Raw genomic sequence first — 24323 nt, 5'->3', positions numbered from 1 at the left:
TTTCTGTAACAAGGGGGAGCTCGTATGAGCCTTGCCATGTTCGTGCAGCACTTTTTCAACGCCCTGACCCTCGGCAGCCTCTACTCTCTCATCGCCATCGGGTACACCATGGTGTACGGTATTCTTCGGCTCATCAACTTTGCCCACGGGGACATCTTCATGCTCGGAGCTTATTTCGTCTTCTTCGGCACCATCGCGTTCAAACTGCCCTGGCTTCCCGCAGTGTTCCTGGCCGTCGCAGCCAGCTCCTTCGCCGGAATCCTCGTGGACCGCATCGCCTATCGCCCGTTGCGTGACGCGCCGCGCATTTCCGCGCTCATCAGTTCCATCGGTGTCTCCTTCTTCATCCAGAACCTGGCCATCGTGCTGTTCACGGGCATTCCGCGTCCCGTACAACAGCCCAAGGTCCTCACGAGAATCATGGAGTTCGGAGCGGTGCGTATTCTTCCCCTGACGTTGGTCGTGCCCATCATCTCCTTTGTTCTCGTGCTGGGACTGCTCTGGATCGTCAACAAGACGAAACCGGGACTCGCCATGCGGGCCATTTCCAAGGACATCGAGACCACCCGTCTCATGGGAGTCTCCGTGGACAAGATCATCGCCCTCACCTTCGGGCTGGGGTCGGCCCTGGCCGCCGCGTCGGGTATCATGTGGGCTCTTCGATATCCCCAGGTACACCCTCTCATGGGGAGTTTCCCTGGATTCAAGGCGTTCATCGCCGCCGTGCTGGGAGGAATCGGCTCCATCCAGGGAGCCATGGTTGGGGGGTTGCTTCTGGGGTTCATCGAGATCATGATCGTCGCCTTTCTTCCCGCCCTTTCAGGGTACAAGGATGCCTTCGCATTCGTGCTGCTCATCATCATCCTGCTCGTCAAGCCCACGGGGCTGATGGGCGAGAAGCTGGAGGAAAAGGTCTGATGAAACGGACGACGAGAAACACGCTGTGCAACCTCCTGCTCCTTGCTGTCGGAGCGGCATTGCTTCTGTGGGCGGATCGCACGTTCGATCGCTATGTGGTGCAGGTGCTCAATCTCATCGCCATCAACACCATTCTCGCTCTGAGTCTGAACCTGATCTACGGATTCACGGGGATGTTCTCCCTCGGACACGCGGGTTTCATGGCCGTAGGGGCCTACGTCAGCTCCCTTCTGATTCTTCCCCAGGCGCAGAAACAGACGATCTACATTCTCAAACCCTTGATCTGGCCCTTTTCGGTTCTGCAGGCGCCCTTCTTCGTTGCGGTTCTCTTGGGAGGACTCGCGGCGGCGCTCTTCGCCATTCTCATTTCCGTTCCCGTGCTGCGGCTCGGCGGCGATTACCTCGGCATCGCCACCCTCGGGTTCGCGGAAATCATCCGAGTTGTGGCGAACAACATCGTACCCATCACGAACGGAGCCCTCGGGCTCAAGGGTATCCCTTCCTACGCGAATCTCTGGTGGACCTACGGCTGGTGCGCTCTGGCGGTGATTTTCATTGCCCGTCTTGTGCAGAGCAATACGGGAAACGTCCTCAAGGCCATTCGGGACGACGAGGTAGCCGCCAAGGCGATGGGAATCAATGTTTTCAAGTACAAGGTCATCTCCTTCACCGTGGGGGGATTCTTCGCCGGCATCGGCGGCGCCCTTCTTGCAAGCCTTCTCACCACCATCGACCCGAAGATGTTCACCTTCATGCTCACCTTCAACGTTCTCATGATCGTCGTGGCCGGTGGTCTCGGGTCCATTACCGGCTCGGTGCTTTCCGGCGCGGTCATCACGGTGCTCTTGGAATGGCTGCGTTTTGTGGAAAACCCCGTCACCATCGGTGGCTTTACGATACCCGGCGTGCCGGGAATGCGCATGGTGGTTTTCTCTCTCGCGCTCCTCTGCATCATTCTTTTCCGCAGGGAAGGCATCATGGGCATGCGGGAATGGAGCTGGGACATGTTTTTCCGCGACAGAGCCAGGGGAGGTGAGGCACGGTGAGCAACGGCGTCGTGCTGGAGACGAAGAATCTTACCATGCGCTTCGGCGGCCTCACCGCCGTGCAGAAGTTCTCCGCCCGCGTCCAGGAAGGACGCATCGTGGGGCTCATCGGTCCCAACGGTGCGGGCAAGACCACCTGTTTCAACATGATCACGGGCTTCTACGTTCCCACGGAGGGACAGGTGCTCTTTCAGGGAGTGGACATCACCGGCTTGCCGCCGCACAAAGTCTGCGTCAGGGGGATTGCCCGCACGTTTCAGAACATCCGCCTCTTCAAAAACGAGACGGTTCTGCAGAACGTGATGATCGCCGGACATGTCCGTCAGACTTCCCCGTGGTGGGGGAAAGCCCTGGGACTCCCCTCGGCGATTCGGGAGGAACGGGACCTTCGGGAGCGCTCCCTCTCTCTCTTGGATGCGGTTGGACTTGTTCATCTCGCTTCGGAGCAGGCGGACAGCCTTCCCTACGGGGCACAGCGCCGTCTGGAGATCGCCCGGGCCCTTGCCACGAACCCCAGATTCCTTCTCCTCGACGAGCCTGCGGCAGGCATGAATCCTCAGGAATCCGAAGCGCTCATGGCGTTTATTCGGAACATTCGGGACCGTTTTTCCCTTACGATCCTTCTCATCGAGCATGACATGAAAGTTGTCATGGGCGTGTGCGAGCACATCTGGGTTCTCGACTACGGCGTCTGCATCGCCGAGGGAGAGCCCGCAGCCATTCGGTCGAATCCGAAGGTCATCGAAGCCTATCTCGGAGAGGAGACCCCCGTCCATGCTTAGAATTGAGAATCTGCACGTCCATTACGGGGGCATCCATGCCATCAAGGGTATTTCCATCGAGGTCCCCCAGGGGAAGATCGTCACGCTCATCGGTGCCAACGGCGCGGGCAAGAGCAGCACTCTCCGGGCCATTGCGGGGCTCGTACGTCAAAAGAAAGGAAGAATCCTCTACAAGGAGGAGGACATTCTCCATCGTTCGCCGGAGCACATCGTCCGCGCCGGAATCGCCATGGTTCCCGAGGGGCGGCGCATCTTTCCGCAGCTCAGCGTGGAGGAGAACCTGAAGCTGGGGGCCTACGCGAGGACCGATGCGGCGGGTATCCGCTCCGACATGGACTGGGTTTTCGAACTATTTCCTCGTCTTCGCGAGCGTGCCTGGCAGAAAGGCGGAACGCTCTCGGGAGGCGAGCAGCAGATGCTCGCCCTTGGGCGGGCGCTCATGAGCAGGCCTGAACTCATCATGATGGACGAACCCTCTCTGGGGCTGGCACCGCTTCTGGTCCGCGAAGTCTTCGAGATCATCGCCGCCATCAACGGCGAGGGCAAGACGGTGCTCCTGGTGGAGCAGAATGCCTACGCGGCACTCAAAATCGCCCACTATGCCTATGTCCTCGAAGTAGGGAGCGTCGTTCTCGAAGGAACGGGGGAGCAGCTCATCGCCGATCCCAGAGTGCGCGAGGCCTATCTGGGAGGATGAGGAGGAAAACGCGATGGTGCCTTCCGGCAACGCACTGAATCTGCCGAATCTGCTGAGTCTCTCCAGGGTGTTTCTCGCACCCCTGGTGATGGTCTTTCTCACCATGAAGATCAACGTGCAGGTCACGTCTCTCGACGCCCTCGGCGTGGACGTGAGCTACGGCGACCTTCTCGCGGGGATCGTCTTCATTGCCGCGGCCCTCACCGACACGGCGGACGGATACATTGCGAGAAAAAAAGGGATTGTCACGAATCTGGGGAAGTTCATCGACCCTCTGGCGGATAAAATACTTGTCACGGCGGCGCTGGTGGCTCTCGTGGAACTGCAACGCCTTCCCTCGTGGATCGTGGTGGTCATCGTCTCCAGGGAATTCATCGTCACCGGACTGCGCATGCTCGCCGCCGCGGAGGGCGTGGTCATCGCCGCCTCCGGTGGCGGCAAGGCGAAGACGGTGAGCCAGATCGTCGCCATCAGCCTCATGATCTTCAACCTCCCCGGCGGTCTCGTCGCCATGTGGATTGCCATGATTCTCACCGTCTGGTCCGGCATGGACTACCTGGTCAAGGGAAAGGAATTTCTCATCCGAGCCTGATGAGCGACAAACCCGTTCAGAAAAAGGGAGGTATGTTCGCGTGGAGGAAATGCAGCGCCTGTGCGCGCCGCTGCGTGGAGAAGTACAGAAGCTTCGGGCGGAGATGGTGGAGACCCTCTGTGCCCTCGTGTCTCGTCCTGCCGTCTCGCCCGGGGATGGCGGAACGGGAGAGATGGAAAAGGCCGCGTGGCTCGAGAAGAAAATCGCCGAACTCGGTTTCGGTTCCTGCGAGCGGTACGATCTTCCCGATGAGGTGAATCCCTCGGTGATGCGTCCCAATTTGGTGGTGCGCATTCCAGGACGCGAGCCGGGGAGGCTCTGGTTTGTCACGCATCTCGACGTCGTTCCCGAGGGGGATCGGGGGCTCTGGAGCGGAGATCCCTTCGTCCCGAGGATCACGGAGGAGCGCGTCTACGGCAGAGGCAGCAACGACAACGGTCAGGAATTGGCGGCGAGTCTCTATGCCGCAGTGGCACTGAAGCGGTTGGGTCTGACGCCCCGCAGGGAGGTTTGCCTCTGTTTCGTGGCGGACGAGGAAATGGGAAGTGTCCACGGCATTCGACACCTTCTCGACAGGAATCTCTTTTCCTCGGAGGATCTGCTCGTCGTCCCCGACGGAGGCAACGAGCGGGGCGATTTCATCGAGATCGCCGAGAAATCCATTCTCTGGATGCAGTTTACCGTTCAGGGTGTCCAGGTGCACGCCAGCATGCCCCAGCTCGGCAAAAACGCCTGCCGCGCCGCAAACGCCTTTTCCGTCGCCCTCGACGAAGCGCTCCACGCGGCGTTTCCCGAGGAAGACATCCTCTTCAATCCGCCGGTCTCGACCTTCGAACCCACGAAAAGAAGCGCGAATGTCCCCAACGTGAACACCGTTCCCGGTCGGGAAGTGTTCTGCTTCGACTGCCGTGTGCTCCCTTCGGTTCCACTTGAGTCGGTTCTGTCCGTCGTGGACGAGGTGCGCCGCAGGATCGAAGAACGCTACGGTGTGTCCGTGCGGACGGAATTTCTTCAAAAAGAACAGGCCGCGATGCCGACGTCCCGGGAAGCGCCTATCGTCCGGCGCATGGAGGATGCCCTGCGGGTGGTGCTGAACGTGGAACCTCGGATCGGTGGTATCGGGGGCGGAACATGCGCCGCATACTTTCGGGCTCGGGGTATCCCCGCCGTTGTCTGGGCCCGGGAGGCCGACAACGCCCACCAACCCGACGAATACGCGGAGATCTCCCATATGCTCGACGAAGCCCTGGTCTTCGCCCTTCTCATGGCGGAGGCGTGATCCGGGAGAAACTCGTTTCCCGGGAGGCGGATTTGCTCCATCGACAAAACGGAAGGTTACTCCTACAATCGGCGAAGGGAACACACGTTGTTCCAAGACCGAGCAGAGACGCATCCCCATCATAGATGAGCCTCCAAAGTCGAGCGAAAGACAGCACTGTGGAGGGATGTCGTATGGTAGAACGTATTATGCCCGAACCGTTCCGCATCAAAATGGTGGAGCCCGTCCGCGTTCCGGACGGAGCGCAGCGGGAAAAAGCCCTTGAAATTGGACATTGCAACATGTTCGGCTTGCGCTCCGAGGACATTTACATTGACCTGCTCACCGATTCCGGCACGGGGGCGATGAGCAAGCAGCAGTGGGCCGCCCTCATGCGAGGAGACGAGGCCTATGCCGGAGCGGACAGTTTCTTCGCCCTCAAGAACGCGGTGAAGGACGTGCTCGGCTTCGACTACGTGATCCCCACCCACCAAGGCAGAGCGGCGGAGAACGTGGTCTTCGGCACCCTCGCGAAGAAGGGCGACATCATCCCCTTCAACATGCCCTTTGACACGACTCGGGCGCATATCTTCAACGTCGAGGCCGAGCCCGTGGATTGCGTCATTGACGAGGCCTTCGAGCCCGAGGTACAGCATCCCTTCAAGGGAAACGTGGATGTGGCGAAACTCGAGCGCGCCATCGCCGAGTACGGCAGGGAGCGTATTCCCCTCATTATGATCACCGTCACCAACAATTCCGGAGGCGGCCAGCCCGTGAGTCTCGAAAACCTCCGCGCTGTCTCAGGGGTGGCGAAAAAGCACGGCATTCCTCTTTTTCTCGACGCGGCCCGCATGGCGGAGAACGCCTGGTTCATCAAGATGCGGGAGGAATCGTGTCGGAACATGTCCCTCGCGGCGATCCTGCGAGCCTGTATGGACACGGCGGACGCCATCACCTGTTCCGCCAAGAAAGACCCTCTCGTGAACATCGGTGGCATGATCTGCTGTCGCACGGAAGCGCTCTACCAGGCGCTGCTTCCTCGGGTCATTCTCTTTGAAGGGTTCGCCACCTACGGCGGCCTCGCTGGACGGGATCTTGAGGCGCTCGCCCAGGGATTGCGGGAGATGACCGACGAGCAGTACATGGCCCATCGGGTGGCGCAGGTGAAATATCTCGGCGATCTGCTCGAAGAGGGAGGCGTCCCCTTCGTGAAGCCAACGGGAGGACACGCCATCTTCATCGATGCCGCGGCGTTCCTGCCCCATATCCCCCAGACGGCCTATCCGGCGGATGTTCTCTCCATCGAAATCTACCGCGAAGGAGCCATTCGCGGCATCGGCCTCGGCGCCCTCGCCTTCGCCATCGAGGACGAGAAGACAGGAAAGCTCATTCTCCCCAAACTCGAACTCTACCGTCTCGCCATCAACCGTCGCACTTACACGAACAGCCATATGGAATACGTGGCGGAAAGCATCGTCAACGTCTACAAGCGCCGGGAGAAGATTCGTTACGGCCTGAAAGTGGAGTATGCTCCTCCCGTGAAAGGACTCCACCATTTCCTGGCCCACCTGAAACCCTACACATTGTAGTGTCGGAAAGAGGTGCCCCGGGCAAGAGCGGGAACAGAGGGGAAAACGGATGGAGCGCTGTGTTCGGTGGTGCCTGCTTCCAGGGAGATGCCCCTTTCGGGTATCTCCCTTTTTTTGACGGGTCCGAACAGAGAAGCATATAATGGTTCGTCCTCCGGAGGGATCTTCCGGGAGGATAACCTTGGAGAAGTGCTTTCCGTCCGTCCTTTTCCGGAGTCTCCTGTGTGCTACGGAGGAGAGCCGGAATTTCCGAAGGTCGGAGGAATGCTTCCTACAACAGTAGAGGTGAGGAAATGCTCGATTCCCTGAAGCGGGCCCTCGGGCTCGACCCCAACGAACGCGCTCTCCGGCGCTATCGCCAGAGGGTTGTTCGGATCAACGAATTGGAGGCGGCACTGCGCTCTCTGAACGACGAGGAGCTTGCAGGCCGCTACGATGCCCTTCGAAAACAAGTTCTGGAAGGAACTCCAGAGGACGAAATTCTGGAGGATGTTTTTGCCGTTGTCCGGGAGGTGGCGGTGAGAACGCTCGGAATGCGGCACTTTGACGTGCAGCTCATGGGAGGTATGGCGCTTTCCGAGGGCAAGATCGCGGAGATGAAGACCGGAGAAGGGAAAACGCTGGTGGCGACCCTTGCGGTGGTTCTCGGTGCGGCGAGCGGCAAGGGTGTGCACGTGGTCACCGTGAACGACTACCTGGCCAAGCGCGACGCCGAGTGGATGGGACCGATCTACCGTTTCCTGGGGCTTTCCGTCGGTGTCCTTTATCCCTATATGCCCCAGGAGGAACGTTTGGAAGCCTATCGGGCCGACGTGACCTACGGCACGAACAGCGAGTTCGGTTTCGACTACCTTCGGGACAACATGGCGGTCCATCCTTCGCAGCTTGTCCAGCGGGGGCATGCCTTCGCCATCGTGGACGAGGTGGACTCCATTCTCATCGACGAGGCGAGGACGCCGCTCATCATTTCCGGCCCTTCCGAGGACGCCACGGAACCGTATGTCGTGGCGGACAGAGCGGCCCGAAAACTCCAGAAGGGTGCGGACTTCGAAATCGACGAGAAGGAGCGCAATCTCGCCCTTACCGAAGAGGGAATTGCCCGGGCGGAGCAGATTCTCGGCCACGCGGGGCTCTTCTCGGACTGGCAGCATTCCGAGATGGCCCACAAGCTGGTGCAGGCCCTCAAGGCGATCCATCTCTTTCAGCGGGACGTGCACTACGTGGTGAAGGACGGGGAAATCGTCATCGTGGACGAGTTCACGGGGCGGCTCATGTTCGGGCGCCGTTATTCCGATGGACTGCACCAGGCCATCGAGGCCAAGGAACGGGTGCGGATCGGCCGGGAGAATCAGACCCTCGCCACGATCACGTTGCAGAACTACTTCCGTATGTATCGCAAGCTCGCGGGCATGACGGGTACCGCCGCGACGGAGGCGGAGGAATTCAAGGAGATCTACGGCCTTCCCGTGATCGTGCTTCCAACGAACAGGCCCTTGGTGCGCGAGGATTTCAGCGACGCCATCTTCCGGACCAAGCGGGAAAAATTCCTTGCCGCGGCGGAGGAGGTCGCCGAGTGCCACGCCAAGGGGCAGCCGGTGCTTGTGGGAACGACCTCCATAGAAAATTCCGAGGTCATGAGCAAGTTGCTCAAGGCCCGCAAGATTCCCCACGAAGTGCTGAACGCCAAATACCACGAGAAGGAGGCCCAGATCGTCGCCCAGGCGGGGCGGTTTGGTGCGGTGACGGTGGCCACGAACATGGCGGGTCGCGGCACGGACATTGTGCTGGGAGGCAACCCGGAGTTTCTCGCTCGTGACGAGGCGAGGCTCCGTGGGGTGGATCCCGTCGCCGACCCGGAGTCCTTCGCGGTCATCCGGGAGGAAATGGTTGCCCAATGCGCCGCGGAGCGGGAGAAGGTTCTTGCCGCGGGGGGGCTGCACATTCTGGGCACGGAGCGGCACGAATCACGGCGTATCGACAACCAGCTCCGCGGACGGGGCGGCCGCCAGGGCGATCCCGGAACCAGCCGTTTCTATCTCGCCCTCGAGGACGATCTGCTTCGCCTCTTCGGTTCCGAGCGTATCCAGGGAATCATGGAGAAGCTCGGCATGGAGGAGGGGGAGGCCATCGAACACTCGCTCCTCACCAAGGCCATCGAGAACGCCCAGCGCAAGGTGGAGCAGTATCATTTCGACATTCGCCGCCAGCTCCTCATGTACGACAACGTCATGAACCAGCAGCGGGAAGCCGTCTACGGCGAACGCCGCAGCATCCTCGCCGCCGAGGACGGCATCGTCGAGCACGCCTGGGAGATCGTTGAGGACACCCTTGCGAACATCATCGACACGGCGTTCCCCGAAGGTGACGCGGAACCCGACACAAATGCTGCGGCAGTGCGCCTTAAGGCTGTCTTCGGTCCGGGGGCGGAGACTTTCATTGAAGGAGTCGCGAGCCGTGCCGAGGCGCTCGATGCCCGGGACAAGCTCGCCCGACACCTTCGGGAGCGCTTCGACGAGAAGGTGAAGCAGCTCGGCGGGAACATGGCGGCGGATCTCTTCCGCTTCGTGGTGCTCCACGTGTTGGACTCCCGCTGGAAGGAGCACCTCCTCGGCATGGACGAACTCCGCCGCGGCATCGGTCTTCGCGCCATCGGGCAGAAGGATCCCCTGCTGGAGTACCAGTTCGAATCCTACAACCTGTTCCAGGAAATGCTCGGGCGGGTTCGGGAGAGCGTGGCGGAACTGGTCTTCCGCGTCTCCGTCGTTGCCGAAGGCGCCGCTCCTGGCGGAGGGCGCTCCGGTTCTGTCCGCCCCGGTGCGGTCACTCCCGTTCCAGTTCTGCTCGGCGCCTCCCGGGAAGAGACACCGGGCTCCGGAGGGGAGCGCGTGCCGCTTCGGAAGGGCGAACGGGTCGGACGGAACGATCCTTGCCCCTGCGGCAGCGGCAAGAAGTACAAGCATTGTTGCGGAAGAGTCTCGTGATGCGGAGGGGGCGCATGTGTTTCGGAGGAGGCGGTTTTTCAGAAGAGATCCAGGGGGAGGCGAAGTCCATGACGACGGAGATGTGCGGCAGCACCGCGAGGAGTTCCTCAACCGCTTTTGCGGCGACGAACGCGCGTTCACTGGAAAGAGTGCGACCGTTTTTGCTGGGGGTGCTCTTCCTCGGAATGCTGTTTCTTCCGGGCCGGAGCTTCGCCTGGAACGGCGCATTGGAAGTGATGCGCCTCGCCCGAGAGGCGCCGGCGACGAGTGCCTTCGGCGATGCTCCCGGCATGGTCTGGCTTCGGGAAATGCGGTATCGTCTGGAGGCCAACGGTGACATGGTGCGCGAATCCCGTTGGGTCGTGCTCCTTGGGCCTGGTGTGTCCGAGGAATGGCGCACTTGGCAGATTCCCGTTCCCGAGGGGGGCGACGCGTCGGTGTCCGAGGCCGCGCTCTACAGCGTTCCGCTGGGGCGTCTCGTGTCACCGCTGCTTCCTCAGGAACAGGATCGGAAGGGTGTCCGCATCGTCGAGGTCCGCATTCCCCCCTTGGAAGAACAGACAGCTCTCACCCTTGCCTACACACAGGTGTATCCGAGAAGAGTCAACGTGGACGACCTGATCTGGCTCGAACTCGACCTTCCCCAGTGGGAACAGCGCTACGTGGTTGAAGTGCCCCGGAACGCCTCGTTCCTCTGGGGAGGCGAGGGAGTTCCCGAACCGAGCAAAAGCGAAGCGGGGGCGAGGGATTGTTATTCCTGGCTCATCATGAACAGAACCGCCTGGAAAGGCACCAGTCTTCTCGCGAAGGAGCGTCCAGCCCTGGCCTTCAGCCTCCGCAAGGGACGTTTCGAATCGCTTCGCCCTCTGGCGGAGCTGGAAACGATCGCCATTCCTTCTCCCGAGGGAGTCTTCGCCCGTGCCGCGACGATGAACAACAGGACACGGGCGGGGGAATCGCTTCTTGCCGCAATGAACACCGGGGAAACGCTCCTTTTCGGCGTTCCCTGGGACTGGGTTCGCTCCGCGGAGGAGATTCCGGGCGAGGGGCCCTGGACTCCCTGGGAGCGTGTTCTGGTGCTCAAGGCCTGGCTCCGAAACGCGGGATGGAAGGCTGTGGTGTGGTGGCTTCCCGCGCTTCCGCTGGCGGAGGACGCCCCCGCCACGTCCCGGGCATGGCTGCGTCCCGTCCTGGAATGCGCTCCTCCGAACGGAGGAAGCTTCTATTGCGATCTGGGCCAGAACGTGGCCGCGGGGAACGTGCCGCCGTCCCTCCGGGGAAAAACCCTCTATCGTGCGGAGGGACTCGGCGTGGAAAGCCGGACTGTTCCGGGCGGAGCCATGGAGGAGCACCGCCTTTCCCTTGAATGGATTCTCTCCATGGATCAGACCGGCATGAGCCAGGGGACCTTCGACGTGACGGTCCGGGGAGGATGGGTGGACCTTTTTTCACCCGGCGGAGTCCCTGACGGTGCGCAGATTCTTTCCCTGTTGCCGCGTTCTGCGGGGAGTGCCTTTGTGTTCGGTGCGCCGTCGCTTCGGACCTATCCCTACGGTTATCGCGCCTCCTTTCCTGTGCAGGCCGCCGTGGGGATTTCGGCGCCTGGACAGGTGCTTGTCCGCATGCCGTCGGTGGAACTGCCCTGGCTCCGCGCCCTGGAGCAGGAGCAATTTCCCCAGCGGATTCGTTTCCCCTTCGTGGTGGAGCAGAAGCTGGATCTCTCCCTTCCGGAGGGATACCGGGTGCTTTCCTTTCCTCCGAGCCGGGAAGGGGAGGGACGGATCGCCCTGAGGGAAACGCTCCGTTTCTCCGAGAAGCGTAATGCCGTGCTGGGGGAGACGAAGCTTGTGGTGAAGGCCGAACAGATAGATGCCTCCATGGGCGAGACGTTGAGGCAGCTTGTCGCGGCGTGGGCCTCGTGGGGGAACAAGACGCTTCCCGTTCGGGCCAGATGATGTCGAAACCATAGAAAAGAGACGCGCACGTCGCGTGGTGGAGGTGGCGAACACGTGAAGGAACTATCCCAGGTACTTGCGGAACAGATCACCGAGGCGCTGTGTCGGCTCGCCGGCGAAAAAGGAGTTTCTCCCGAGGACTTGCCTCGGGTCGCCCTCGAACGCCCGAAACGGGAAGGGCAGGGGGATTGGGCGACCAACGCGGCCATGCAGGCGGCGAAGCTCTTTGGTGAAAAGCCTCGTGATCTTGCGCAGCGCCTTGTGGACACCCTGGCCGAGGAAGAAAACAGTTACGTGGAGCGGGCCGAGGTCGCCGGTCCCGGTTTCGTGAACTTTTTTCTCAACCGGCGGTGGCAGAAGGATGTCCTGGTGGAGATCTTCGAGAAAAACGAGAACTACGGAAGAAACCAGCGTGGAATGGGGAAAAGGGTCCAGGTGGAGTTTGTCAGCGCCAACCCAACGGGACCGCTCCATGTGGGGCATGGCCGCGGCGCCGCCGTGGGAGATGCCATGGCGGCCATTCTCGAGTTTTCCGGCTGGACCGTGGAGCGCGAATACTACATCAACGACGCGGGGCTCCAGGTGGACAACCTCGGACGTTCCGCTCAGTCCAGGTATTTCGAACTCCTCGGCAGGGGCGATCTCGCACCTTTTCCCGAGGACGGCTACCACGGCGAGTACGTCAAGGAGCTTGCGGCGAGGATCGTCGAGGAAGAAGGGGCACGTTTTCTTTCCGTTCCTCTCGACGAGAGCCTCGCCTTTTTTCGGGAATATGCCTGTCGAGTGATCCTCGACTCTATTCGGGCCTGTCTCGAAGAGTTCGGGGTGCGTTTTGACGTGTGGTTCTCCGAGAAGAGCCTCTACACCAACGATGCCGTGCCCCGTATGATCGAACGTCTTCGTGAGCGGGGATTCGCCTACGACGCGGACGGAGCGGTGTGGTTCCGTGCCACGGCCTTCGGAGACGAAAAGGACCGCGTCCTCATCCGGAGCAACGGCGCACCCACTTATTTCGCCTCGGACGTGGCCTATCACAAGGACAAATACGACCGAGGATTTGACCTCGTCATCAATGTCTGGGGTGCCGATCACCACGGGTACATTCCCCGCATGCGCGCCGCCGTGGAGGCTCTCGGACGTGATCCCAACGACCTGCAGGTGCTGCTCATCCAGATGGTGAACCTTCTGAGCGGCGGCGAGCAGGTCACCATGTCCAAGCGTTCTGGGCAGTTCGTCACGCTCAGCGAGATTCTCGAGGAAGTTGGCGTGGATGCCACGCGCTATTTCTTCCTCATGCGCCGGAGCGACAGTCACCTGGATTTCGACCTCCAGCTCGCCCGGAGCGCCCGTGCCGAAAATCCCGTCTACTACGTCCAGTACGCCCATGCGCGGATCTGCAGCATCTTCCGGGAAGCCGAGTCCAGGGGAGTGGTTCTGCCGAGGCCGGAGGAGTTCGACGTGAACATCCTCGCGACCCCCGAAGAGGACCAGGTTCTGCGCAAGCTCGCGCTCTTTCCAGAGGAGGTGGATAAGGCGGCCCGGGAGTTCGCTCCTCACCGGATCGTCTACTACATCCACGACCTCGCCACGGCCTTCCACGCCTTCTACAACGCGCACCGGATTCTCGGCGAGGAGTCGCCGCTGCAGGAGGGACGCCTTCTCCTCGGTCAGGCTGTTCGCCTCGTTCTGGCAAACGCCCTGAGGCTCCTGGGTGTGAGTGCGCCGGAAAAAATGTGACATGCCGCGATTGCGCTGGATTCTCCTGGCCACTGCCTTCGGACTTGCATCGGCGGTGCTCCTCACGGCCTATACCTTCGAGGCGGCCCGCATCGCCCGGCTCTCCCAGCAGGTGGATCAGCGCATGGACACGATTGTGCGCATGAACAGGGAACTCGAACGCCTCCGGGATTCCATCGCCTATTACAAGACCACGGAGGGCATGGCGCGACTTGCCCGGGAGCAGTTCAACCTGGCCTATCCGGATGAACGGATCTACAAATTGGTCGTGGTTTCCGGCGAACCCCCCAAGGTCTTGCCCAGAACCGACCCGTAACGTATAATAACTTGCTGTGTTTCCCTGCCTCTCCCTCGAAGGAGAGGCCGTCAGCCCAAAGGGAGGAGGTGAGTGGTGGTGCGGCCCTACGAGATGATGGTGCTGCTCCACCCCGACGTGGAGGATTACAACGCGTCGGTGGAGGAAGTTGCGGAAATGGTGCGCGGCCTTGGAGGAACAATATCCAAGATCGACAGATGGGGGAAGAGGCGTCTTGCCTATCCCGTCCAGAAGAAGACCGAGGGACTCTACGCGATCTATTCGTTCACTCTCGATCCGGTTCAGGTGAAGGAGCTGGAGCGTATTACTCGGCTCAAGAGCCAGGTGATGCGTCACATCGTGGTGCTCCAGGAAAAATAGGAGGTTCCCCATGGCTCGCGGATTCAACCTGGCGGTTATCGTGGGCAATGTGGCGAGGGATCCGGAAGTTCGCTACACCGCCTCAAAACAAGCCGTCGCCAAGTTCGCGGTGGCGGTGAACCGGAAGTGGAAGGGGCAGAACGGGGAAATTCACGAAGAGGTGGATTTCATTCCCGTGAGCGCCTGGGGCGCCCAGGCGGAAAACTGCGAGAAATATCTCCGAAAGGGCAGTGCCGTGCTTGTGGAGGGGCGCATTCGCGTCAGCAGCTACGAAAAAGACGGTCAGAAACGCACCTTCACGGAGATCGTTTCCCGAAACGTGCAATTTCTCGGAAGCCCCCGCCGTGAGGAAGGACAGGAGTCCTACGGCGCCCCCTCGGGTTCCTTCCGTTCCGGGCAGGTGGCGAGCCTTCGCGAAAGCGGTTTCGGCGGAGAGATGGAGGGAGATTTCCCCATGGACTTCGCCGAGATCGACGGAACCGGAGGCGGGGAAGAGGCGGACATCCCCTTTTAAACGAAGGAGGGAAGGCACATGGCCTTTGCCAACAGAAAGCGCAACAAGCGTCGTCCCAAGGTATGCTTCTTCTGCGTGGACAAGCTTGACTCCGCGGATTACAAGGATGTGGAACGGCTGCGGAAATACATTTCCGAGCGCGGAAAGATCCTTCCCCGGAGAGTCACGGGAAACTGCGCGAAGCATCAGCGGCAGCTCACCATGGCCATCAAGCGGGCCCGCATGATGGCTCTCGTGCCCTTCACCGCCGATTAGGCGGCATGCGCGAGTCCGTGGGGGAGGGGCATGTGCTCCTCCCCCATTTCTCTATCCGGAGGTGATCCATGAATCCCACCCGGGCCCTGGTCGAATCGGCACTTCTCGTGGCGCTGGCAGTGGTGCTCTTTCTGGCGAGCCATCTCCTTCCCTTTCTGGGTGTGGTGGTGACGCTGCTCTGTCCTGCGCCGCTCGTCATTCTCGGATTGCGGCACAATCTTCGGAGAGCGCTCGCCGGCATGGGGGTGGCGGCGTTTCTTGTCGCGGCTTTTTTGGGCCCGGTGAGCGCTCTTTTCTTCGCGCTCGGTTTCGGTGTCCTCGGCGTCGGCATCGGATGGCTCGCACGCCGCTACCGGAGCGGCGTGGAAATCATGCTCTACGGTATTCTCGTCTCCCTGGGCAGCAAGCTGCTTCTCATGCTGCTCATCACGAAGATCACCGGGTTGAACCCTTTTTCGGTGGACCCCGGAGAGATGCAGCAGGTGCTGGACAGAATGCTCGCCTCCGCCGGGGGTTGGGCTGCATCTTCCGAGGCGGTCGCCGCGTTTCGTGCCCAGATGGAACAGACCCTGGGCATACTGCCCCTGGTCTTTCCCTCGCTTCTTGTCGTGGCGGCGGGCATGGACTGCTGGCTCAGCTACGTGGTGAGCAATTTGGTGGTGCGCCGCCTGGGGATGCCCGGCATGCCCGAACTCCCGTCCTTTTCGGAGTGGCGTTTTCCCCGGAGCATTTTCTGGGCGCTTCTCGCCTCGGTACTGCTGCTCTTTCTTTCGAAGGCCGCAGAACAGAACGGATTCGCCTCCGAGGGAGTGCGGCAGGTTGCGTTCCGAATGGGGCTCAATCTGCGGGTGTTGGTGAGCATGCTCTTTTTCGTCCAGGGTGCGTCGGTAGCCATGGCATGGCTGCATCACAAGGGAGTGGGGCTTCTCCGTTACGGGCTTCTCGCGCTGCTTCTCTTCGTCCCCTTCCTGTCGCAGCTCTGTTTGCTCCTCGGCATGGCCGACATGTGGCTGGACGTGCGAACTCGGTTTCGGAGGTGACGCAACGATGAAAGTCATACTTACCAAAGATGTGTCCGGTGTGGGGAAGTCGGGAGATCTGGCTGACGTGGCCGACGGCTATGGCAGGAACTATCTCATTCCCAGGGGACTTGCGGAGGAAGCCGACGCTGGAAAAATCAGAGAATGGGAGCAACGCCAGGAAACCAGGAAAAACAAGGCAAAGAAGCAGGAGCAACAGGCTCTCGAACGTCAGCGCCATCTCCAGGGCAAACGGGTCTCGGTGAAGGTCAGCGCGGGTGAAGGTGGCAAACTCTTCGGAAGTGTCACCTCGGCCCAGATCGCCCAGGCTGTGTCTACTCAGCTCGGCCAGGAGGTGGACAAGAAGGATGTGCGTCTCGGAGAGCCCATTCGGTCCTGCGGCACCTTCCCTTTTTCGATTCATCTGCACCCGGGCATCGACGTGGCCATGACGGTCCTGGTGGAGGCGGAATAAGTGGCGGATTCCCTTTTCGATCGTGTTCCGCCCCATAGCCTGGAGGCGGAACGGGCCGTGCTTGGTGCGTGCCTCCTCGACAGGGATGCACTCCTTACCGCAACGGAGATGCTCACTCCCGAGGATTTCTACGACCTGCATCACCGCATGGGCTTCGAGATCATGGAAACCATGTCCCGGAAGGACCGCCCGGTGGATCTCCTCACGTTCTGGGAAGAGGTGGGACGGCGCGACCTCGCGGAAAAGCTGGGCGGGCAGTCTTTCATGGCGGCCCTCGTGGACGGTGTTCCCACCACGGCGAACGTGGCCTGGCACGCGGAGATCGTGCGGGACAAAGCGGTACGACGTCGCCTCATCCAGGCGGGAGGGGCCATTGTGCGCCTGGCCTATGCGGAGGACCGCGAACTGGGGGACATCCTGGACGAGGCGGAGCGTTCCGTCTTCGAACTGTCCCAGCGTGGCGGCGGTACACCCTTCAAACATGTGGGAGATGTGCTGAGCACCGCCTTCCAGCAGATCGAGGAGAACTTTCACAGGGGGCAGCCCGTCACGGGGACGGCCACGAGCTTTGTCGACTTCGACCGCATCACCGGCGGTCTCCAGCCGGGGAGCCTCAACATCGTCGCGGCCCGCCCCTCCATGGGTAAGACCGCCTTTGCCCTCAACGTCGCCCAGGGAGCTGCCGTGAACGGAAAGCGCCCCGTCCTCCTCTTCAGCCTGGAGATGGGGGCGGAGCAGCTCGTGCAGCGAATGCTCGGTGCCGAGGCGCGGATCAACATCCACGATCTCCGCACGGGAACCTTTCACGAGAGTGCCTGGGACAGTCTCGCCGAGGCCGCGGGCCGCCTTGCTCAGGCCCCAATCTATATCGACGACAGTTCCGATCTCTCCACGCTGGAACTGCGCGCCCGGTGCCGCCGTTTCAAGGCCATGGTCCAGGAGGTGGGACTTGTCGTCGTGGACTACCTGCAGCTCATGCGCACCCCTCGTCCCGCGGAGAGCAAACAGCAGGAAGTGTCCGAGATCTCCCGGGCGCTCAAGGGTATCGCCCGGGAACTGGATGTGCCCGTAGTGGCTCTCTCGCAGCTCTCCCGGGCGGTGGAGCAGCGCCAGGACAAGCGACCCCAGCTCTCGGACCTTCGGGACAGCGGCGCCATCGAGCAGGACGCGGACCTCGTGGTGCTCCTTTTCCGCCCCGGCTACTACGAGGCCACCGCGAATCCCGACCTCGAGGACAACCGGGCGGAGATCATCGTGGCCAAACATCGTAACGGACCCACGGGGAGTGTGCACCTCGTCTTCCTCAAGGAATACGCCCGTTTCGTCAACGCGGAGCGTCTCTTCTGAGGAAAGGGTGTCCTTTGCGAGGGTCGGCCACTTTACGGTTGACCCCGACTTGTGCAGAGTGGGAGAATGCCGGCGAAGCGGAAAAGGAGGCTCTCCATGGACGTAGTCCGTTTTCTCAAGAACAGGCAGGGCGAAACCGTTGTCGAGGGATCGGACAAGACTCCCTCGGAGATTCGTCACGACGAAGGCCGGAGCATTCTGTTCCCCGTGGATCAGCCCCTTGATCTTTCCGCTGACCTTTCCGCCTCCGAAATTCCTTCCGAACCCACTCCTCCGACTTCCGAGGCGGAACAGGGCGAAGAGAGTGCCGTCCAGGATGAACGCCTGCTTCTTCTCGAACTCGATGCGGTGCTGCCGAACCCGAGGCAGCCCCGTCGTCATTTTGATCCCGACGGATTGGAGGAACTTGCCTCCTCCATCCGCGAGGTGGGGGTTCTTCAGCCCGTTCTCGTCCGGGAGACACCGGAAGGCTATGAACTTGTCGCGGGTGAACGACGGCTTCGCGCATCGAGAATGGCCGGAAGGAGCACCATCCCAGCCCGGGTGGTGGAGGTGACTCCCCAGGATCAGCACGTGCTCGCCCTGGTGGAGAACCTGCAGCGCCAGGATCTCTCTCCCGTGGAGGAAGCCCGTTCCCTTGCGGAGCTTCTGGAGCAAAGCGGCATGACCCAGGTGGAACTTGCCCGGCGCATCGGGCGCTCCCAGGCGGCGGTGGCGAACAAACTTCGCCTTCTGAAGCTCGCTTCCCCCGTCCAGAAGCTGATCGAAGAGGGAAAGCTCGGTGAACGCCAAGCCAGAGCACTTGTGGGGCTCGACGAGGAGGACCAGATCCGTCTTGCCGGAGAGGCGGTGAACGAAGGCGTGACCGCCCGGGAGATGGAACGGCGCAAAAGAACTTTGGGAACGGCATCCTTCGCTTCTCCGGATCGCCCTTCGTTCTCGGGGCATGTCGAAGATGGCGAGATCGAAGAGGAATGCCCGCCCGCGACGGCGGAGCAAGTCTCTCTTCCCGGAGAGCCGGCTTCGACCGGTCCTGGAGGAGAGGTGTTGCGCCAGTTGGGCGAAATCGTGGAATACCAGAAGAAAAAAGGTGTCGCCGTGACGTGGAAGGTCCACGAACTCGATCAGCGCAGTCTTGTGGTGGAACTCCGAATGCGTTTCGTGCCTTCCAGGGTGGAGTGAACGAAAAGATGGCCCGGCGGCGGGGGTTCACACTCTTCGAGGTGCTCACCGTGGTTGCCCTCGTGGCGGTCGTGTTCACCCTTGCCGGGGCGCCGCTCTTCCACGTGCTGCGAAATCTGGGAGACCTGGAGGAAGAATACGGCCAGAAGCGGGCTTTGCGGATGGCGGCGGCGGCCATCGCGGGGGATCTGCGGGAGATGCTTCCCGCCACGGGGGACGTGTTGTTCCGGATTGCCTCCCGGGAGCGCCTCGGTGGCGTTCCCGACGATGCGGTGCTCTTTCGTTCCGCGGCACCGCTTCTCTACGGAAGTCCCATCGGGACCATCGTCTACAGAGTCGTTCGTGCGGATATCGGCAGTACGGCTCTGCCGGGACTGTACCGATGGATTCTCCCCTACGTGTCCGCCAACGAGGTGGATCCGGCGAACCTCGACCCTGGAAGGGCCCAACTGGTCCTGCCCGGTGTGGACAGCTTCCGCGTTGCTGCCTACGATCGGGGAAAGTGGGTGGATTCCTACGCGGGGCGATATCCCTTCGCGCTTCGAGTGACCATCGGCAGGCAGGAAAAGAGCGTCACCTATGAGGACTGGCTTCCCCAACTGTAGTGCTTCCGCGTCCTTCCGCCGGGCAAATCGCGGTTTCGTGCTCGTGGCGGTGCTCCTCGTGGTCATGGCGTTGCTCTCGGGAGTGACCGCCTTCGCCTGGTTCGCACGAACACAGATGCGTGCCGTGTTCTATGAGCGGTTCACCCAGGAGTCCCGGAGCATCGCCTATGTGCTGCTACACAAAGTCGCTCTGGGACTTCTGCAGGACCCGAACGCCTATGACTCGCTTCATGAACCTTGGTTTTCGGAGTATGTCTTTCCCACCGACGACGGCAAGGTCTTCTCCGTGACCATTACGCCTCTGGATGGGAAGATTCCGGTGAACGCCCTCTTTCTTCCGGATCGAAGGACGCTCCGGCGGGAACTCAAATATCCCTGGACGCAGGTGCTCGTCACACTGGGGCGTTCCGATCTGGAATCACTGCTCCTCGATTTCCTCGACGCGGACAAATCCCCCCGTCTCGGAGGGGCGGAGCGGGGAGATTTTCCGAACCGTGCGCTGGCGGATCTTTCGGAGCTGCGAAACTGCCCCGGCGTGGACGAGGTGTTCCTGGAAGGGAACCGTGCTCTGGGGCGGCTCGGGTTCCGGGATTACTGCGACATCTGGGGAGGAGCGAAAATCAACGTCAACATGGCTCCCCGGCGCGTGCTGGAACTCCTCGACTCCGAGATGGACGACGGGGCGGCGGCGCGGATCGTCGCCGCAAGAAAGGACGCGCCTTTCAAAAACATGAGTGATGTCAACAAGATGCTCCCCAAGGGCGCGATTCCCAGGCTGGCGGGATTGCTCGGCGTATCGAGCGAGTATTTCCAGGTGGACATTCGCGTACAGGAAGCGGGCGGAAGTGGTCACGCCGCGTTGTACCAGGGAGTCCTCCGGCGGGCCCAGAAGGAATGCCGCGTCGTTCTCTGGAAGGAGCGGACTGCTCTTTCGAGCGGGTCCGATCTCCGGAACTGAAGACCTCCTTTCCGCAAACCTCGTCCTTTTCGGGCCGAGGTGTTCCGGTTTGTCTCTCGGGCGGAGGAGGAAACGAAAGAGACCAATGATCGAGGGAAGGAAGAGCGCTCTATGAAGCGACGTGCCCTGATACCTTGTCTCCGAACGGGAAAAGGCTACCTTCTTCCCGAAGGTGGGCGCTTCCGTGCCGTATCGGAGCCCGATCTGTCCCGTCCCACACTGCTTCTCGTCTCGGGAATGCAGACCCTGTCGCTGCGTCCTTTCGCCTTTCCCTTTTCAAATGTGACGCGAATCCGCGAGGCGCTGCGCCTTCAGGTGCAGCCTCTCCGGAGTGGGCTCGGTGACGTGGAAATCCTTCCCCTCGTTGTCGAGGGAGGCGGGAAGGGGGCTCGCGGTGTGGCGTGGATTCTTTCCCGAAAGGATTTCGTGCGTCTCGGAGAACGGGTTGACCGGAACCAGTCCGTCACGGTCTGGCCCGTTCCCCTCGCCTTCGCCGCCGATGCGGGAGAGGACGGCGCCGTGGTATGGGCCGACGAGGAAAACCTCTGTTCTCTCCTCTTTCAGGAAGGAATTCCCGTTCTCTATCGCTGGCGTCCCCGGGAAGGGCACACCCCGAATGAAGAAGAGGAGTGGCTCCGGAAGTACTGCGGTGCCGCAGGGCGCGAGATACCGCGACTGATCCGTTTCGACGCCCAGGAACAGCCGGAGGAAGCGGCGGGTGCCCTTTTCGCCGCCGCGGAACGCACTCTCGCGGCGTTTCCGTCCCTGGCGGAGTTCAGTGTGTCCTCTCGAGGAGTCGATGCGGCCCTCGTCACGGATCGTCTGCTGGTTCTCTGGAGACGGGCGCTGCTCGCGGCGACCCTCCTGGGGCTCCTCTTCGCCGCCGGAGCCAGGCTTTCCCTGCGGGAGGGAGAACTCTATCTCGACAGGCTCCGTACCAGCGCCGTTACAGCCTACCGCTCTGTTTTCGGAGACGGTCCCGTGAACGATCCGCTCAGCCAGGCAAGAGCCCGGCTCATGCAGGCCCAGGGAACGGGGAAGAGCGTGCAGTTGGCGGATCTCATCGCCCTCCTCGGCGAGGCCTGGGAGGCGACGGAAGGAAAGGACATCCTTCTCGAGACGTTGCGTTACGGAGAAGACGGAGCGGAGATCATCGGTTCCGCCGCGACGGTGGAGGCGATTCAGGCCTTTCAGCGGCAGTGTGCCCTCCTCGGTGCGAAGAACGCCTCGTCGAGGATGGAGGCACAACTCGGGGACATTTCCCAGGCGCCGGGAGGCGGTCTTCGTTTCACCATGACAGTGAGGTGGTCCACATCATGAAGGGGATGAGCTTCGGGAATCTTCCGGCCCGGTTCGGCGAGGGGTTCAAAGATTCCCGTGTTTCCCTGTTGCTTGCCCTTCTCTGTCTTCTCGTGTGGAGCGCCGGGTTTCTGTGGCGTGCCGACGCAAGGAGCGTGGATGCCCGTGTGGCGGTGCAGGAGGGGCGTTTTCTTCAACTCATGCGCACGCTTTCCCAGTATCAGGCCCTTCCTCGTAAAGAGGAGACAAAGGAGCTTTCCGCCGTGGATGCCCTGGGGGTGCTCTCCCGGATGCTCGACCGCCTTGCCCTGCGGGATCGCGTCGCTCAGTTCGCCTCCTCCGGAACGGGCATCGCCGTGCAGGTGGAACGCCTTTACGGGGAAGAGCTGGGACGTCTGCTCCAGGAACTCGGCGCGGAAGGATTCTCCGTTCGCTCCGCGGAACTGAAAGTGCTTCCCTCCGGAGGGGAGAAGCTCTATCTTCTTTCCCTGCTCGTGGGGGTGGGGCAATGACCCGTCGGCTCTCTTCCGTTCTTTACGGGGCGGTTTTGTTTCTCGTCGTTCTCCTCGCTCTCTGGGTGCACTTCCCCTGGGAGGGAGCGGCCCGATATGCCCTGGCTCGTACCGCGCCTCGGTTGGCCGAACAGGGGTTCGCGCTTCTTTACGACGATATTGCCGTGGAGGGAAGAATGTTCCCTCGCTTCACCTTCGTCAACCTTTCCCTTGCATCGCCGCTCCTGACTCTTCGTGAGGGAAGGCTGGACGTGACGCCTCACCCAATGGCGTCGCTCCTGGAGCGGCGGGGTGTCTGTGCCGTCTCTCTTTCGGGAGGTGACATGCGCATGCTCGGCGGCAAAGGGGCCTCCTGGCGCGGCGGTTCTTTCCGCCTTGTCGCGGGAAGTGGTGGGATTGCGCTGGAGCAAGTGGACATCAAGGGTGATTTCGCGGCCTCCGGGTACATTGCCGTTTCTCCCGCGACGGCAAAAATCACCGGGGCGGATCTGCGCCTCAAGGTTCCGGCGGAGCTGGATTCCGCCCTGAATGCGCTCACGTCGATTCTTCCCCTTGCCCGGGATGGCTCGGCGGGAGAATGGAGGGTGCGCCGATGAAGGCCCTGCTGCGGGATCGGTTTCTTTCCTTCGGTGGCGGAGATCTCGTCGTCTCCCCCCGTACCGTGGGCATTCTGGAAAAAACTCTGCCCTGGGTGCTGGGGGTGCTCTGCGCCTGGATCATCGGTTGGTTTTGCGCTACCCTGCTGGGGCTCTTTCTGCAGCACCAGGTGATGGAAAGCCGCATAGCCACGGTGATCCGTGCCGCTTCGGCATCGGCCCCCGGAAGTGGCGTTGTTTCCGTTCCGGAAGGAATGCGCCTCTTCGTCGCCCGCTCTCCCTTCGGTGTCGCTTCAGGCTGTGCGCTTTCCGAGGACAAAGGGACGTCGCCGGAAACGCCCGTGGAGAAGGAAGCGGCGCCGGTCGCGGACATCGGGAAACTTTCTCTTGTCGGGACCATGCCTCCCGTGGCGGCCTGGCTCGCCGGTCCCGGAGGAACGTCCCTCGTGCTTCAGGGACAGCGCGTGGAGGGATGGCTTCTGCGGCGCGTCGCCAAGAACAGCGTTCTGCTTGCCGCAGGCGAGGAGGAACACGAACTCTTCTTTCGCGTGCTCGACGGGGGTGGGCAGATTCCCGCTAAGCCGACATCGAAAGAGCGGGCGGCGGACACTCCGACGCCTCCTCCGGCGGAATCCTCTTCCGCTGCGGAAAACCTCACGCCCGCCGCGCCGGGGCAGGAGGGAGTCATCGCCCGGGATACGGTGAACGAGCTTCTGCTCAACCCTTTCGACGAATTGAAGAAGGTCCGGCTGGTTCCGAAGATCACCGACGGCGTCGCCGCGGGGATAGAGGTCCGGAACATCGAGAAGAACAGCATCCTCTTTGCCCTGGGGGTTCGCCCCGGTGACGTCATTCAGGGAGTGAACGGCATTCCCATCAGCAACATGGGCGACGTGGCCAACGCCATCAATTCCCTCATGGGAGGCGAGCGGTTCGAGGTGAGCGTGGTCCGCAAGGACGAGCCGGTGCAGCTCAACTACGTGGTCCGATGAGACGGAGGGGGTTCACGCTGCTGGAGGTCCTTGTCGCGGTGACCATCCTGGGGCTCGCCGCCACGGGAGCCCTCCGCCTCGCCATGATCTCCCAGAAGGCCATCGCGGAGGTGGTGTTCCAGCGGGAACTTCTCGACCAGGCCAGGGCGCTCCAGATCCTTTTCTTGGGCGGTGCGAGCGTCCCCGACGAGAGCGTCAGCGGCGACCTTTCCTGGCGGATCGAGAAGGTTGACCAGAGCGTGATGAACGACCTGACGACGATTCAGTTCCGAAAGCTTTACGTGACCTACAAGGACAGATCCGTTCTGTTCTATCTGCCGTAACCAGCGGGGGGAAAA

Annotated in this window: 25 protein-coding genes; all 25 read left to right on the top strand. The window is 61.6% G+C overall.

Going from position 1 to position 24323, the window contains the following annotated elements:
* The first annotated feature begins 24 nt into the window (after positions 1–24).
* The 25 genes from K349_RS0108045 (at position 25) to K349_RS0107920 (ending at position 24308) form a co-directional block, all read left to right on the top strand.
* Positions 25–918 carry a branched-chain amino acid ABC transporter permease gene (locus K349_RS0108045; RefSeq protein WP_029165340.1) on the top strand — a complete coding sequence of 298 codons (894 nt, stop codon included), beginning with the start codon at positions 25–27 and terminating at the stop codon, positions 916–918.
* Positions 918–1964, top strand: a complete 1047-nt coding sequence (locus K349_RS0108040; RefSeq protein WP_029165339.1) for a branched-chain amino acid ABC transporter permease — start codon at positions 918–920, stop codon at positions 1962–1964. Before K349_RS0108045 ends, K349_RS0108040 begins: the two co-directional genes overlap by 1 nt.
* A 35-nt stretch (positions 1965–1999) precedes the next feature.
* Entirely contained in the window at positions 2000–2746 is a 747-nt protein-coding gene (locus K349_RS0108035; RefSeq protein WP_051464335.1) for an ABC transporter ATP-binding protein, read from the top strand.
* Entirely contained in the window at positions 2739–3443 is a 705-nt protein-coding gene (locus K349_RS0108030; protein WP_029165337.1) for an ABC transporter ATP-binding protein, read from the top strand. Before K349_RS0108035 ends, K349_RS0108030 begins: the two co-directional genes overlap by 8 nt.
* Positions 3444–3456: 13 nt before the next feature.
* Positions 3457–4035: a CDP-diacylglycerol--glycerol-3-phosphate 3-phosphatidyltransferase gene (gene pgsA, locus K349_RS0108025; RefSeq protein ID WP_034265253.1), complete on the top strand. Its 579-nt coding sequence runs from the start codon at positions 3457–3459 to the stop codon at positions 4033–4035.
* A gap of 49 nt (positions 4036–4084) precedes the next feature.
* On the top strand, positions 4085–5314 hold the full coding sequence (locus K349_RS0108020; protein WP_029165335.1) for a M20 family metallo-hydrolase: 1230 nt from the start codon (positions 4085–4087) through the stop codon (positions 5312–5314).
* A gap of 173 nt (positions 5315–5487) precedes the next feature.
* Positions 5488–6882, top strand: a complete 1395-nt coding sequence (locus tag K349_RS0108015; protein WP_029165334.1) for a tryptophanase — start codon at positions 5488–5490, stop codon at positions 6880–6882.
* Between the two features lie 293 nt (positions 6883–7175).
* The gene (gene secA / locus K349_RS0108005; RefSeq protein WP_029165332.1) at positions 7176–9863 is read left to right on the top strand and encodes a preprotein translocase subunit SecA; all 2688 of its coding nucleotides are present in this window, start codon (positions 7176–7178) and stop codon (positions 9861–9863) included.
* A 68-nt stretch (positions 9864–9931) separates the two neighbouring features.
* Positions 9932–11818, top strand: coding sequence for a hypothetical protein (locus tag K349_RS0108000; protein ID WP_157367336.1), 1887 nt, complete (start codon positions 9932–9934; stop codon positions 11816–11818).
* Positions 11819–11872: 54 nt separating this feature from the next.
* Positions 11873–13555 carry an arginine--tRNA ligase gene (argS, locus tag K349_RS0107995; RefSeq protein ID WP_029165330.1) on the top strand — a complete coding sequence of 561 codons (1683 nt, stop codon included), beginning with the start codon at positions 11873–11875 and terminating at the stop codon, positions 13553–13555.
* Between the two features lies 1 nt (position 13556).
* Positions 13557–13871 carry an FtsB family cell division protein gene (locus K349_RS0107990; protein ID WP_029165329.1) on the top strand — a complete coding sequence of 105 codons (315 nt, stop codon included), beginning with the start codon at positions 13557–13559 and terminating at the stop codon, positions 13869–13871.
* 78 nt (positions 13872–13949) lie between these two features.
* A complete protein-coding gene (gene rpsF / locus K349_RS0107985; RefSeq protein ID WP_029165328.1) occupies positions 13950–14231 on the top strand; it encodes a 30S ribosomal protein S6 in 282 nt (93 codons plus the stop codon).
* Between the two features lie 10 nt (positions 14232–14241).
* A complete protein-coding gene (locus K349_RS0107980) occupies positions 14242–14745 on the top strand; it encodes a single-stranded DNA-binding protein (RefSeq protein WP_029165327.1) in 504 nt (167 codons plus the stop codon).
* Positions 14746–14763: 18 nt separating this feature from the next.
* Positions 14764–15000: a 30S ribosomal protein S18 gene (gene rpsR, locus K349_RS0107975; RefSeq protein ID WP_029165326.1), complete on the top strand. Its 237-nt coding sequence runs from the start codon at positions 14764–14766 to the stop codon at positions 14998–15000.
* A gap of 68 nt (positions 15001–15068) precedes the next feature.
* Complete coding sequence (locus tag K349_RS0107970) at positions 15069–16040, top strand: YybS family protein (protein ID WP_029165325.1); 972 nt, start codon at positions 15069–15071, stop codon at positions 16038–16040.
* A gap of 7 nt (positions 16041–16047) precedes the next feature.
* Positions 16048–16494: a 50S ribosomal protein L9 gene (rplI, locus tag K349_RS0107965; protein ID WP_029165324.1), complete on the top strand. Its 447-nt coding sequence runs from the start codon at positions 16048–16050 to the stop codon at positions 16492–16494.
* Positions 16495–17841, top strand: coding sequence for a replicative DNA helicase (dnaB, locus tag K349_RS0107960; RefSeq protein WP_029165323.1), 1347 nt, complete (start codon positions 16495–16497; stop codon positions 17839–17841).
* Between the two features lie 96 nt (positions 17842–17937).
* Entirely contained in the window at positions 17938–19023 is a 1086-nt protein-coding gene (locus tag K349_RS17985) for a ParB/RepB/Spo0J family partition protein (RefSeq protein WP_029165322.1), read from the top strand.
* Complete coding sequence (locus K349_RS0107950; protein ID WP_169731323.1) at positions 19020–19628, top strand: prepilin-type N-terminal cleavage/methylation domain-containing protein; 609 nt, start codon at positions 19020–19022, stop codon at positions 19626–19628. Before K349_RS17985 ends, K349_RS0107950 begins: the two co-directional genes overlap by 4 nt.
* On the top strand, positions 19603–20586 hold the full coding sequence (locus K349_RS0107945; RefSeq protein WP_029165320.1) for a type II secretion system minor pseudopilin: 984 nt from the start codon (positions 19603–19605) through the stop codon (positions 20584–20586). Before K349_RS0107950 ends, K349_RS0107945 begins: the two co-directional genes overlap by 26 nt.
* 111 nt (positions 20587–20697) lie before the next feature.
* Positions 20698–21906, top strand: a complete 1209-nt coding sequence (gspL, locus tag K349_RS0107940; RefSeq protein WP_029165319.1) for a type II secretion system protein GspL — start codon at positions 20698–20700, stop codon at positions 21904–21906.
* Positions 21903–22397 carry a type II secretion system protein GspM gene (gspM, locus tag K349_RS0107935; protein WP_157367335.1) on the top strand — a complete coding sequence of 165 codons (495 nt, stop codon included), beginning with the start codon at positions 21903–21905 and terminating at the stop codon, positions 22395–22397. The genes gspL and gspM overlap by 4 nt, the downstream gene beginning before the upstream one ends.
* Positions 22394–22993 (top strand): type II secretion system protein GspN, encoded by a 600-nt coding sequence (gene gspN / locus K349_RS0107930; protein ID WP_029165317.1) that lies wholly within the window; start codon positions 22394–22396, stop codon positions 22991–22993. Before gspM ends, gspN begins: the two co-directional genes overlap by 4 nt.
* Positions 22990–23985: a type II secretion system protein GspC gene (gene gspC, locus K349_RS0107925; protein WP_029165316.1), complete on the top strand. Its 996-nt coding sequence runs from the start codon at positions 22990–22992 to the stop codon at positions 23983–23985. Before gspN ends, gspC begins: the two co-directional genes overlap by 4 nt.
* Positions 23982–24308 carry a type II secretion system protein gene (locus tag K349_RS0107920; RefSeq protein WP_029165315.1) on the top strand — a complete coding sequence of 109 codons (327 nt, stop codon included), beginning with the start codon at positions 23982–23984 and terminating at the stop codon, positions 24306–24308. The genes gspC and K349_RS0107920 overlap by 4 nt, the downstream gene beginning before the upstream one ends.
* Positions 24309–24323 lie beyond the last annotated feature (15 nt).

The organism is Aminiphilus circumscriptus DSM 16581, assembly GCF_000526375.1.
GTDB classification, from domain to species: domain Bacteria; phylum Synergistota; class Synergistia; order Synergistales; family Aminiphilaceae; genus Aminiphilus; species Aminiphilus circumscriptus.
This window is presented reverse-complemented; position numbering and strand designations above follow the sequence as displayed.